Raw genomic sequence first — 12,595 nt, forward strand, 5'->3', positions numbered from 1 at the left:
TGTCCAGCTCCTGCATGCGGAAGTCGGCGAGGGCGCCGGCGATCTCCACGCCCGTGACCTCGGTGTCGCCGGCGGCGATCTGTGCCAGCAGGTCCTCGAGCGCTCGGCCCGGGGGCAGGGAGTCGTCCAGGGCGATGCGCTGCGGGGGCGAACCCCAGGCGCCGGTCCAGCCGATCAGGCGGAGCACACGGTCGCGCACCACGAGCTCCCAGGTCAGCTCCGTCCATGCCAGTTCACCGGCGCGGCGTCGGATGCGCTCGGCGAGGATCGCGGCGTCGGCCGGATCGAGCGGCCCGTCCCCTGCCCCGTCGCCCGAGCCGCGCTCACCCTCCGCATCATCGCCGGTCGCACCCTGCACGTACTGATCCCAGCGGGCGTCGCGCGAGTTCACGCGATGGCGCCGCACCAGGACCACAGCGGCCGCGCCTCCCGCGGCGACCAGGAAGCCGAGGATGAGCAGGGTGAACACACCGCCCTCGACGCGCTGCACGGTGGCGGGGTCGGTGACCAGGCCGCCGCCGTCCGAGGTGGAAGCGTCCGCGCTGCGTGCCGGATCCTCCGTGGTGACGGCCTCCTCGCTCGCCGAAGCCTCCTCGGGGCCCTCCGTGGTGGGAGCCTCGCTGGGCTCCTCGGCGGCGTCCGAGTCGTCCTGGCCGGAGCCGTCCTCGGTGACCGACGGGGTGCTCACGCCGTTGGCCGCAGCGGAGGGCGTCGGCTCGAACCGCACCCAGCCGTATTCGGGGCCGAACCACACCTCGGGCCAGGCGTGGGCGTTCTTCGCGGTCACGGACCACTGGTCGCCGTCCTGCTCGCCGGGGGTGAAGCCGATGGCCACTCGCGTCGGGTATCCCTGGGAGGTCATCATCAGGGCGAACGAGGCGGCGAACTGCTCGCAGTAGCCGATCCGGTCGGCGAGGAAGGACTCCAGCGGGTCCTCCCCCGGCGGGGAGTTGACGGTCAGGGAGTAGGCGAAGGAGCTGTTGAAGTACTCCTGATAGGCGACCGCGGTGTCGAAGGCGTTCTCCGCGCCGGCGTCCGCCCGGACCTGGTCGGCGAGGTCCACCGCGATCTGCGGGACCTCCTCGGTGCGGATGTAGCCGGCCTCGAGGGGCTGGTCGAACACGGCGGGGTCCACGGTGCGCAGCGCCTCCGGCGAGGCGGGGCTGGTCTCGGTCGTCACGGTGTAGCCCAGCCCCACGAGGCTCGTGCGCACACCGCTCATCGCGATCTCGCCGTTGGTGGGCTGCACCGAGAGCGCGTCGGAGACCTCGGCGTCCGAGGTGGTCACGCGGCGGATGTCCGACGGGGCGGGCAGGCGGTCCCCGGCGAGGTCCTCCACGCTGATCTCGGTGGTCTCGAGGTCCGCGGAAGTTCCGGCCACGGCGGTGCCGTCGGTCCGGGCGTCGGAGAACGCGGTGCGCCCGAGCAGCGGCTCCTCGCCCGAGACGTCGGCCGTGAAGTTCTCCCCGTCGAAGCTGTTCAGCGTGCGCAGGCGCAGGTAGGACGGCTCGGCGGCGGTGGTCGAGTAGCGCAGCACCTCCGCGTCGGACTGCTCGAGCAGGGAGCGGCGCACGGAGATGTCGTCGTCGATCATCACCGGGCCCAGCTGCGGCATGTCCCGGTTCTGCCACTGGTTGATCACGTCCATGTCCAGCGCGACCTGGGTGGGGGCGATCTGGGGCAGGGCGGCGCCGAGCGGCATCGCCAGCGAGGCGATCAGCAGCGTGCCCACCACGGCCGCGCCGGCGGTGCGCAGCGGCATCGGCAGCGGTCCCGCCTGCGGCCGACGATCGCCCTCGATATAGCTGGGGTCGGCGTGCAGGGTGCGGGTGGCGAGGATCAGCAGCCCGGCGAGGACCGGGCCGGCGACGGTCCACCAGCTCCCGCCCTCAGGCGCCTGCAGGGCGGGGATCAGCAGCGTGCCCAGGAGCGCGAGGCCGGTGGGAGTGTGCCAGCCGAGGTCCACGTAGACCAGGTCCAGGATCAGGGTGCCCAGCGCCATCAGCAGCACCACGGCGACGGTGCCGCGCGAGCCCAGGGTCATCGGGGCCGTGCCGGAGGCCAGCTCGCTCATCGCCCCGGGGAAGATCGAGGTCTGCGCGGTGACCAGCGCGATCGGGCCGTCGGAGACGCTCACGAGCCCCTGCACGCTCTCCATCACCAGCAGCATCACCGCGAGCACGACGAGCTGCGCGAGAGGCACCAGCCACAGGTGCCGCAGCAGCGAGCGCAGCACCGCCCCGCTCACGATCACGGGAGCCGTCGCGGCGAGGGTGAGCGTGAGCCAGGAGGAGCCGTCCAACAGCATCGACAGCGGGGCGGAGGAGATCAGGATCGCGAGCAGCAGGGCGAGCTCGCGGCCGAGCAGGGCGGTCCCGCGCAGCGACGGCCTGCCCATCAGGGGGCTCATGCGGTCTCCTCCGCGTCGGCCGCGGTGAGCAGGTCGTCCAGGGAGTCGGCCGTGGTGCCGCGCACGAGCGTCCAGCCGCCCAGGCGCGAGCGGACCGGTGGCGCGTCCTCCCGGGCGGCGGCGAGCTGGGCGGCGTGCTCCTCGTGGGCCCGTCCGAAGTCGTCGCCGTCGGCCGGGCCGATGCGTCGGGCCCGACGGGGATGCTCGCCGTCGGCCTCCTCGTAGGCGGGGCGCAGGGCGATGGCCGTGCGGTGGGTGGCGCGGCCGGCGAAGCGATCCAGCTGGAGCCCTTCGAAGGGGTCGCCGTGGTCGACGCCGAAGGCGATGGCGAGGGCCGTCTGCCCGGCAGCATGGTCGATGCCCACTCGCACGCGCGCGGCCTCGTCGTCGTCGAAGACGACGCCGGCCAGGGCCATCAGGGAGGCGCGCTGCTCGACGGCATCGGCCTCACTGCCCAGCAGGGAGGGGCCGGGGATGCCGCGGCGGCGGCCGCTGCGGGTGATCTCGTCGCCGGAGGCGTCGACGATGCGCACGTCCCAGCCGTTGATCCCGAGGCTGTCCAGCACGGTCGCGGCGTGGGAGACCAGGCGGTCCTCGACCGCGGGATCCGTCTCCCCGCGTCGCGTCGTGTCCAGGACGATCACGGCGCTGAGCCCGGCGGCGGGCTCGTCCTCGCGGGTCATGAGCTGGCCGGTGCGTGCGCTCGCCCGCCAGTGGATGCGGCGGATGTCGTCGCCGGCGGCGTAGGGCCGGGCGATCGGGCCGATCTCCCCCACCCCGGAGACGGCCATCGCGCCGAGCGCCCCGTCCCGCGTGATCCCGGCGGCCCGCTCGGCGGCCGGGGCCATCTCGGTGAGCACGGGCAGCCCGGTGATGCGCAGGGCGTCCTCGGAGGTGCGACGCAGGTGGAACAGGCCGAACAGGTCGCGCACGAGGAGGCTGTAGGGACCCAGCTCATGGGTTCCACGGTGGCGCACCGGGAGCACATGCGGCATGCGTCGACCCAAGGGGAGATCACCCTGCCCGCCGAGCGCCCCGGGCAGGTGCTCGCGCACGGCGCCGCGGGCCAGCGGCAGCACCGTCAGCGGCGGGTTCCCGACCAGCTCGAGCTGCACCCGGGCGACGGCCCCGACGGGCCCGGCGTCGTCGATCACCTGGCGGCGGGCGCGCAGTCCGATGCTGCCCAGCACGATCCCGATACCGCCGACCAGCAGTGCTAGCAGCAGGGCGGCGGCGAGATAGCGGGCGGGCAGCAGGCGCGTGAGGTCCGAGAGCACCCAGCACAGCACGGCCAGCACGGCGACGACGACGCCCCGCGCGGTGGGCCGCAGAACCGTCCCGGGCCGCGGCGTCACGTCAGCGAGGTGCCCTTCAGCACCTGGTCGACCAGCTCCCCCGCGCTCCCGCCCCGCGAGAGGGCCTGCGGGGTCAGGTGCATGCGATGGCGCCAGACCGGCATGATCACGGCCCGGACGTCCTCGGGGTCCACATAGGTGCGGCCGACGAGCGCCGCATGCGCCTTGGCGGCCCGCACCAGGTGCACCGCGGCACGGGGCGAGGCGCCGAGGCTGACCTGTGGATGGCTGCGGGTCGCGTCCGCCAGGCGCACCACGTAGTCGAGGATCTGGGGCGAGGCGTGGATGCGGCGCACCCTGCGCACGTGCTCCGCGATCCGCTCGGGCGTGGTGCGGGTGCGCACGGCATCGAGCACGTCGCGATCGCCGCGGGGGACGGGCCCCGCCTGCGCGGCCAGCATCCGCGACTCGGCCGACGGCACGGGATAGCCCATGGAGGTCTGGGCGAGGAACCGGTCGCGCTGCGCCTCGGGCAGGCGGTAGGTGCCCTCCATCTCGACGGGGTTCGCGGTGGCCACCACCATGAACGGCTCCTCGAGCTCGTAGGTGGTGCCGTCGACGCTGACCTGCCGCTCCTCCATGGCCTCCAGGAGCGCCGACTGGGTCTTCGGGGAGGCGCGGTTGATCTCGTCTGCCAGCAGGATCTGGGTGAACACGGCGCCGGGGCGGAACTCGAACTCGCTGGTCGACTGGTTGAAGATGCTGGCGCCGGTGACGTCGCCGGGCAGCAGATCGGGCGTGAACTGGATGCGGTGGCGCTCGGCGCCGAGCGCGGCGGCGAGGGACTTGGCGAGCATCGTCTTGCCGACCCCGGGGATGTCCTCGATCAGCAGGTGGCCTCCGGCGAGCAGCACGAGCAGGGCGATCTGGGCCACTTCGCGCTTTCCCTCGACGATGGTCGAGATCTCGGCGATCACGCCCTCCGCCTCGGCAGCGATCTCCCGCACCTCGGCCTCGGTGATCGGAAGCTCGGGGTCGATGGGCTCCGGGCCGGTGGTGTCGGGGCCGGTGGTGTCGGGGTCAGCGGTGTCGGGGCCGACGGGGTCAAGACCCGAGGCGTCTGGGTCGACGGGTCCCAGGCGGACGTGTTCGGGCCCCGTGGACGCAGGACCAGTGGGCGCAGAACTCGTGGGCGCCGGACTCATCGCAGGAGCGTCATCGCTGTTCGGAGCGGCCGCAGCGGCGGTTCGGCGGGACTCTTCCCCTCCACGATAAGAAGCGTCGCCGGCTGCCTCGGACTGCGTCATGGGGATGCTCCTTGGATGTGTCGCCCGCAGAAGTGTTCGCGAAGAGTTTGCCCAGCGATGAATCCCGCATGGGCGCACTCCGCTGGGCCTGCTCATAGGGTAGCCGGGTTGATCTTCATTACCGAGGAGTCTTTCTGTGATCACCCGAGGCCGTTCCACGCTCGCCTGCCTGGGTGCAGGCGTGGCGCTGGTGGCGTCTGCAGGGGTCGCGCCCGCGGCGCTGGGTGACCCCACGCCCCCGGCGGCCGACACCCAGGGCGAGGTGTGCAACAAGCCCGCGACGCTCAGCGTCGCCGGGGATTCGGGCGACCCGACCGTGGGCCAGCCCGTCACCGTCTCGGGAATCTGCTTCCCCGTCGGTGAACAGACCCGCGGAACCGTCAACGTCGCCGGAGCCGAGTCGCAGTCCGAGGGGATCACGAGCGACCGGAACGGGCGCGTGAGCTATACGTTCGTGCCCGAGGAACCCGGTGAGCACATCGTCCAGATCGTCCTGCAGGGCGAGCGCAACAACGCCGACATCAGCTTCGACGTGGCCGAGGCCGAGCCTGCACCTGATGACCCCGAGCCCTCGGACGGCGGTGGGGATGACTCGAAGGACGACAACGACGACGACAGCGGCGAGGGCACCGAGGGCGACGGCACCAGCAAGGACGACGACGCCGCCAGCGACGACGACCAGTCGAATGCAGACGGTTCCGACTCCGACAACTCCGATTCCGACGATTCCGGGTCCGACGACTCGGGCTCGGGCTCGAACGGCTCGAGTTCCGGTTCGGGGGGATCCGGCGGCTCCGACTCGGATGACGCAGGCTCCCACGGTTCCGGCTCGAACGATTCGGGATCCGGTGACTCGGGCTCCCAGGGAACGGGGTCCCAGGGCACGGGGTCCCAGGACTCCGACAGCTCCGGGTCGAACACCGGCGGTTCCAGCAGTTCAGGCGACTCCGACGAGCCCGACAGCTCAGGCAGCTCGGGCAGCTCAGGTGGCTCCTCGGACGACGACGCGAGCTCCGGCAGCTCCAGCTCGACGGATTCGGGGTCCGGGGGCTCCGACGAGTCGGATTCCACGGGCTCGGACGATGCCGATCCCGCGGACCCTGACGCCACCGCCGACGCCGACGCCGACGATCCGAGCGCGAACGGTTCCGAGGAGTCCGACAGCGCAGGGAGCTCGTCCGGCTCCGAGGAGTCCGGTGGGGACTCGTCGACCGATCCGCAGCAGCCCGCCCCGTCGCAGGACGCCGGTGACACGGCTTCTCACGATTCCGGAGAGGTCGGTGCGGACGATTCGCACTCGTCGGGCGACGACGTGGCGGAGGGCTCCCCCTCGGACGCCGGATCCGATCATCGTGCGACGACCGGCATCGACGTGAGCGCGTCGGCCACGATCACCGCGACCGCGGTGAGCGGCGGCGCGATCGCCCTGGGCGTCGGCCTCCTGCGCCACCGTATGCACTGACTCCGCTGAATGCACTGAGCTCGTCGGCCTCCTGCGCCACCGCATGCGCTGAGCCGCCCGTCCGGTGATGCACAGGCTCGTGCGGCTGTGCGCGGGCCACATCCGGCCATGGTACTGACCCCGTCGGGCCGTGCACTGTCCTCGTCGGGTGCGACGGCCCGTCTGCCCGTCGGCAGGTTCAGGCCCGTCGGCCGCGTGCCGTCTGCAGTCCGGTGAGCACGGCGATCAGCACAGCACCCACCATCAGGCCGATGCCGCCCACGGCCACGGCGCCGCTCACACCGACCAGAGCGCCAAGCCAGGCGATCGTGATGCCGTTGCCGGTGCGCATGCCGCTGCCGACCATCCCGTAGACGCCGACGACCCGGCCGCGCCGGTCCGCCGGAGCACGCAGCTGCACGATCGCCTGCCCCACCGAGGTGGCCGCCAGGTTCGCGATGCCTCCCAGGACCAGTGCCGCCAGGGCGATCCCGTAGTGCGAGGTGGTCGCGACGATGAGACTGGTCAGTCCGAACATCACGGCCGCCACGATCGCGGCCTTCACGTCGGCCTTGATGAGTCCCGTGGCCTCGAGCAGGAAGCCGCCGATCACCCCGCCGATGCCGTTGGCGAACAGCAGCAGCCCATAGCCGAGGCCGCCCTCGTCCCCCGCACCGAGGGTGTCGGCGAAGTTGGGCATGGCGACCGTCAGGGAGGAGCCGACGCACACGGCGATCAGACCGGCGAGCGCGATCATGCCCACCAGCACCTTGTCGTCCGCGACACTGCGGATCACGCGCGGGGTGTCCAGGATCGAGACCCGTTCGCGCATCACCAGGCCGCTGCGGGAGTGCCCGGTGAAGGGCGTGCGCGCCATGAGCAGCGTCATCGGCAGGTAGAACAGGATGTTCGCGAAGATGCCCCAGGTGGGGCCGAGCAGCAGGAGCAGCGCGGAGCCGACCACGGGCCCGGCGAGCACGCCCAGGCTCTTGAAGGTCGCGTTCAGCCGCACCGCGCTGGGCAGCTCACGGGGCTCGGCGAAGTCGTGGAGCATGAGCTGTTCAGCCGGGCCCCACAGTGCCCCGGCGCAGCCGTGCAGCACCAGCAGCACGCAGGCGCTCCACATCTCCAGGGTGCCGGTCAGGAACAGCAGCCCCCATCCCAGGGACACGAGAGCGAACAGCCCCTGGGCGATCTGGATGATGCGTCGGCAGTCGTACTTCTCGGCGAGCCCGCCGAAGACCACGGAGAACAGGAGGAAGGGCAGCCAGTGGCTGATCACCTGGAAGCCGACCAGCCAGGGCGAGTGGAACGTCTGCCAGAGCACCCAGTAGGTGATGACGTGCTCGATGTTGTCGCCCATCATCGACATGCCGGCGGTGATCAGATACGGCCGGGAGTGCTTGTCGCGCAGCGGGCCGAAGCGGCGCGGGCGCGGGGAGACGTCTGTGGTCATGCCAGGTCAGACCCCATCGACCCCGTCGACATTGTCCGCCCCGTCGGGCCCGTCGGGACGACACATCGCGGCGCGGCGAGCACGAGCTGAACGGGCACTGGACTCCTTCGAACGGGGAGGTGCGGGGCCCGCGCAGCGGGAGTTCGACCACGGTACTCGCGGCGGCGTGCGCAGGGCACGGAGGGTCCAGAGGGCGGGCCGCGACGAGCGCGTCAGAGGGGCGCGACGAGGGCGACGGATGGTGCGTCCCCAGGCCCACGCGCTCGTCACCGATCCCGGTGAGGAATCAGGCTGCCACCGCATCTGTCCTTGTTACGTTGTCGACATGGACAGGATCCTGCTCATCCGGCACGGCCAGGCAGACGGACACGACGGGGATGACCCCGGCCTCAGCCCCCTCGGGGTGCGACAGGGGCGGCACAGGATGCGAGACGTCGCCTAGCTGGCGGATCTCTCCACGATCAGATCCGCCGTCTCCTCCGGGCTGAGGTGAGTGGAGTCGACCCAGAGCACGTCCGCCCCGAACGCTTGATGCATCCGCGCGATGACCCCCGCATGGTCGTCGAAGTCGAACCGCTCTCGCTCGTCCCGCTGTCGGTTCCTGGCCACGCACTCGGCAGGGTCGGGAGCCAGCACCACCGGGCGCAGACCCCACGCCCCGAGCGCCGTCGCGAACACAACGAACTGAGCCCTGTCGGGGATGATCCAGTCGATGACCGGAGTGATCCCGGCCGACGCGATGTTCTGTGCGAGAGCGCAGAGGTTCTGGTTGCACAGGGCCACTTGCCGCGCCGCCTCGTCGGCGGGCTCCCCGAGGGGCCAGACGTATCCACTCACGACGAGCCGGGCGATGAAATCGCCGTCGAGCAGAGCCGAACGGCGGAGCCTCCGGGCGAGCAGTGTAGTCACCGTGGACTTCCCCGCCCCGGGCGGTCCCGTGACCAGCAGGATCGCCCGGCCCGCGTCGAGAGCCTCGAGGCGTGCGGAGCCGACGGGAGAGGGGTCGACAGGCGTCATGAAGGCACCGTAGGTCGCGTCTCCGGAAGGAGCCAACGGTTTTCCGAGGCGGGCACCGCTCAGCCTTGATGACGCCCTCCGTGGACGACGCCCCGTCGCACGCACGGGTGAGCCTCGTAAACTGAGCCGCATCCGATCCGCTCTCGATCCGAGGAGCATTCCCATGGCTGCGAAGAAGACCGTCACCATCGAGGGGCGGGCGACCGTGCATGCGATCGGCGAGCGTTTGATCGCTCCCCTGCCGGAGGACGTGAGCGCACAGCTGCCCTCCCGCGGGCAGGTCGCGATGGTGGGCGCCCTGGGCGATCACGAGGTCGAGCTGGTGCTCGAGCCCGACGGCCGCAAGGGCCACTGGATCTCCCTGAACGATGAGCTCGCGGCCGCTCTGAAGGCGGCCGACGGGACGCGCCTCACCTTCACCCTCACCACCGCAGCCCGGTGGCCGGAGCCCGAGGTGCCCGAGGATCTCGGGGCCGCGCTCGAGAGCGCGGACGACGTCGAGCAGCAGTGGGACTCCATCACCCCGATGGCCCGGTGGGAGTGGGTGCGCTGGGTGGGCGCCACGAAGAACGCCGACACCCGTGCCAAGCGCGTGGACGTGTCGATCGACAAGCTCCGCAAGGGCAGTCGCCGACCCTGCTGCTTCGACCTCTCCTCCTGCACTGACCCCGAACTGTCCAGGAGCGGGAAGCTGCTCGGCATCGAGTGAGTGGCTGAGCGCCACGAGATAAGCCGCAAGGTCGGCGCCCGGCGCCGAGCCAACCTCAAGCCTTGTCCTTGGATGGACCGTCCGACGGCACCGCACCAGGTGTTGTCCGTGGGCCGCTTCGGCATCGACCGTCGGTCACCACGCTTACGCTGGTCGAATGGCCGTTCCGCATCACAGTCCGTCCCGCTCGAGCAACATCTCCGGCGGGCAGCGCGTGGACCTCGTGCTCGAGGGCGGCGGCGTCAAGGGCATCGCCCTGGCCGGGGCGATCGAGGTGCTCGAGGAGCGCGGCTATCGCGTGAACCGGGTGGCCGGCTCCTCGGCGGGTTCCATCGCCGGTGCGCTGGTCACGGCGGATATTCCCGCCTCGACGCTCGTGCAGATCCTGCGGGAGACGGACTACCGGATGTTCCAGGACGGCCCCTTCTGGGTGCGCCTCCTGCCGGGCAAGGTGCTCAGCGTGCTGCTGCACAACGGCATCTACCGCACCACGGCCCTGGCGCGGTGGCTGGAGGAGCAGCTGACGACCCACGGCCGCCCGGACCACACCGGCACCTTCGCCGATCTGCGCTACCGGGATCCGGACCCGGACCTCGATGGGCACCACGGAGAGGAGTACCGGCTCGTGGTCACCGCCTCCGATCTCTCCGCCGGTCGGCTGCGCCTCCTGCCCGCCGATGCCGACGCCTTCGGGATCACTCCCTCGACGCTCCGCGTGGTCGACGCCGTGCGCGCGTCGGTCTCGATCCCGCTGTTCTTCCGCCCTGCGAAGTGGAAGACCCTCGGCGGGGGCACCTCGTGGCTGGTCGACGGCGGGATGCTCTCGAACTTCCCGGTCTCCGTGTTCGATCGCGAGGACGGCGAGCCGCCACGCTGGCCCACCTTCGGCATCAAGCTCTCCGCGCGCCCCGAGAACGGCTTCGGCACCGTCAACCGGATCTCCGGACCGATCTCGTTCGGCAAGGCCGTGCTGAACACCCTCACCGGGTTCTACGACCGCATGCACATCGAGGATTCCCACGCCGTGGCCCGCACGATCTTCATCGACACCGATGCCGTGCGGCCCACCGAGTTCGACCTCTCCGACGAGGACCGCGAGATGCTCTATCAGCAGGGCAGGCGCGCTGCCACGGAGTTCCTCGACGGGGCGGGCGCGCAGCAGGCCTGGGACTTCGCGCAGTACATCGCCACCTACCGCTCCCCCGGCTGATCAGCCCACATGTCCGTCGCCCTCTGCGTGCGGGCGCGCGAGCACGGGGCACGGGGCACGGGGCACAGAGCAGAGAGCAGAGAGCAGAGAGCAGAGAGCAGAGTTTCCTACCGGCCGTCCGTCGGCTCCTGGGAGGGCTCGCCGGTGCGGCGGTGCTTGCGGTGCCGTTGGAGGGACGGACGCGCACCCTGGAAACGGTGCGCATCGGCGATGTCCCAGTCCCGGGCCCACGCGGTGTGCTCGGTGCCGTGCAGGAGCTCTCCCTCGTCCAGCCAGGTGTACAGGTCCTCGTAGGTCAGCACCCGCGCAGGATCGATGCGTCGCAGCACGTGATGCGGGCCGAGGTCGTCGAACGACTCCAGCCCCATCGAAGCGAGCAGCTCCATGGCCGATCGCACCGTCGCCTGCTGATACCGCATCACCCGGGGCCCCTTGTCCTCGACGACCACTGCTCGGCTGCGCCGCGGGTCCTGCGTGGCCACACCGCTGGGGCACGTATTGGTGTTGCACCGTTGGGCCTGGATGCATCCGGTCGCCATCATCATCGGCCGGGCCGCGTTGCAGAAATCCGCCCCCAGGGCGATCTTCCGGATGATGTCGTTGCCGCCGGCGATCTTTCCCGAGCATCCGAGAGCGACGCTTTCGCGCAGCCCCGTCCCCACGAGCGCGTTGTGGACGATCACGAGGGCGTCGGACAGCGGCGTCCCGACGTGGTCCTCGAACTCCAGCGGTGCTGCGCCGGTTCCGCCCTCGGCGCCGTCGACCGAGATCCAGTCCGGCGTGATGCCGGTCTCCAGCATGCCCTTGCACATCGACAGGACCTCGGAGCGCTCACCCACGCAGAGCTTGATCCCGACGGGCTTGCCGCCGGACAGCTCCCGCAGCCGGGCCACGAAGTGCATCATCTCCACCGGCGAGCTGAAGGCCGAGTGCGCCGCCGGGCTGACGCAGTCCTTCCCGAGGGGGACGTCGCGCGCCTCAGCGATCTCGGGGGTGATCTTCGCCGCCGGGAGCACCCCGCCGACACCGGGCTTCGCGCCCTGGCTGAGTTTGATGAGGATGCACTTGACCTCGGGCGTGGCCGCCTTCTCGGAGAACTCGTCCGGGTTGAATCGTCCGTCGGACGTTCTGCATCCGAAGTACCCCGATCCGAACTTCCAGATGATGTCGGCGCCGTATCGCAGATGGTATTTGGACAGTCCGCCCTCTCCGGTCTCCTGGGCGAACCCGCCGTGCTTCGCGCCGTAGTTCATCGCCATGACCGCGTTCGCCGAGAGGGATCCGAAACTCATCGAGGACACGTTCAGCATCGCGGTGTCGTACGGCTGCGTGCAGTCGGGCCCGCCGAGCCGCACGCGAGGCGGTGTGCGCATCGGCTCGAGCGGACTGGAGGCGTGGAGGATGTGGTCGTATCCGGCACCCGTGATGTCGTTCTCGGTGCCGTAGGCGTCGTCCGCGCTCAGGCCCTTCGCCCGCTGATAGATCATCGTGCGCGTGGAACGGTCGAACGGGCGGCCGTCGGTATCGCGTTCGATGAAGTACTGCTGGATCTCGGGGCGGATCGCCTCGAACGCCCAACGAGCGCGACCGATGACCGGATAGATGCGCAGGATCGAGTGCTTGCGCTGCAGAAGATCCCGGGCGCCGAGAGCCGCGACAGCGGCGGTCCCGATCGCCGTGGCCGCGAGCTTCCGGCTGGAACGGGGGATTCGGGGGGAACTCATGGGGCCTCACTCTGTCGCTCGTCAGT

General features: G+C 71.0%; 9 protein-coding genes. 3 read left to right on the forward strand and 6 right to left on the reverse strand.

All coding sequences use genetic code 11. The features are described from left to right. The 3 genes from CIK81_RS16300 to CIK81_RS16310 form a co-directional block, all read right to left on the reverse strand. A partial coding sequence (locus tag CIK81_RS16300; RefSeq protein ID WP_147272370.1) for a DUF3488 and transglutaminase-like domain-containing protein occupies positions 1–2,410 on the reverse strand: 2,410 nt, incomplete at its 3' end. Then, complete coding sequence (locus tag CIK81_RS16305; protein WP_114355901.1) at positions 2,407–3,765, reverse strand: DUF58 domain-containing protein; 1,359 nt, start codon at positions 3,763–3,765, stop codon at positions 2,407–2,409. The genes CIK81_RS16300 and CIK81_RS16305, both read right to left, overlap by 4 nt. Then, positions 3,762–4,910: a MoxR family ATPase gene (locus tag CIK81_RS16310; RefSeq protein WP_241964229.1), complete on the reverse strand. Its 1,149-nt coding sequence runs from the start codon at positions 4,908–4,910 to the stop codon at positions 3,762–3,764. The genes CIK81_RS16305 and CIK81_RS16310 overlap by 4 nt, the downstream gene beginning before the upstream one ends. A 238-nt stretch (positions 4,911–5,148) precedes the next feature. Between CIK81_RS16310 and CIK81_RS16315 the strand changes: the two genes are divergently transcribed. Then, a complete protein-coding gene (locus CIK81_RS16315) occupies positions 5,149–6,474 on the forward strand; it encodes a hypothetical protein (protein WP_114312089.1) in 1,326 nt (441 codons plus the stop codon). A 178-nt stretch (positions 6,475–6,652) separates the two neighbouring features. Here CIK81_RS16315 and CIK81_RS16320 read toward each other — a convergent pair whose 3' ends face one another. Both CIK81_RS16320 and CIK81_RS16330 read right to left on the reverse strand, forming a co-directional pair. Next, positions 6,653–7,909, reverse strand: a complete 1,257-nt coding sequence (locus tag CIK81_RS16320) for an MFS transporter (protein ID WP_114355902.1) — start codon at positions 7,907–7,909, stop codon at positions 6,653–6,655. 438 nt (positions 7,910–8,347) lie between these two features. After that, entirely contained in the window at positions 8,348–8,926 is a 579-nt protein-coding gene (locus CIK81_RS16330; RefSeq protein WP_096166625.1) for an AAA family ATPase, read from the reverse strand. 163 nt (positions 8,927–9,089) lie between these two features. Here CIK81_RS16330 and CIK81_RS16335 point away from each other — a divergent pair, with 163 nt between their 5' ends. Continuing rightward, complete coding sequence (locus CIK81_RS16335) at positions 9,090–9,635, forward strand: YdeI/OmpD-associated family protein (RefSeq protein ID WP_114304947.1); 546 nt, start codon at positions 9,090–9,092, stop codon at positions 9,633–9,635. 157 nt (positions 9,636–9,792) lie between these two features. Then, on the forward strand, positions 9,793–10,845 hold the full coding sequence (locus CIK81_RS16340) for a patatin-like phospholipase family protein (RefSeq protein WP_114355903.1): 1,053 nt from the start codon (positions 9,793–9,795) through the stop codon (positions 10,843–10,845). A 107-nt stretch (positions 10,846–10,952) separates the two neighbouring features. On the opposite strand, the gene CIK81_RS16345 is transcribed toward CIK81_RS16340, so the two are convergent. Continuing rightward, a complete protein-coding gene (locus CIK81_RS16345; protein WP_199586393.1) occupies positions 10,953–12,569 on the reverse strand; it encodes an FMN-binding glutamate synthase family protein in 1,617 nt (538 codons plus the stop codon). Between the last annotated feature and the right edge of the window lie 26 nt (positions 12,570–12,595).

The organism is Brachybacterium sp. JB7 (genome assembly GCF_003335205.1).
GTDB classification, from domain to species: Bacteria; Actinomycetota; Actinomycetes; order Actinomycetales; family Dermabacteraceae; genus Brachybacterium; species Brachybacterium alimentarium.

What these genes read in the sequence shown, in the direction of transcription:
- CIK81_RS16330 (WP_096166625.1), bottom strand. Translation starts at nt 8,926, where the DNA reads ATGACGCCTGTCGACCCCTCTCCCGTCGGCTCCGCACGCCTCGAGGCT.
- CIK81_RS16340 (WP_114355903.1), top strand. Translation starts at nt 9,793, where the DNA reads ATGGCCGTTCCGCATCACAGTCCGTCCCGCTCGAGCAACATCTCCGGC.
- CIK81_RS16335 (WP_114304947.1), top strand. Translation starts at nt 9,090, where the DNA reads ATGGCTGCGAAGAAGACCGTCACCATCGAGGGGCGGGCGACCGTGCAT.
- CIK81_RS16310 (WP_241964229.1), bottom strand. Translation starts at nt 4,910, where the DNA reads ATGAGTCCGGCGCCCACGAGTTCTGCGCCCACTGGTCCTGCGTCCACG.
- CIK81_RS16320 (WP_114355902.1), bottom strand. Translation starts at nt 7,909, where the DNA reads ATGACCACAGACGTCTCCCCGCGCCCGCGCCGCTTCGGCCCGCTGCGC.
- CIK81_RS16345 (WP_199586393.1), bottom strand. Translation starts at nt 12,569, where the DNA reads ATGAGTTCCCCCCGAATCCCCCGTTCCAGCCGGAAGCTCGCGGCCACG.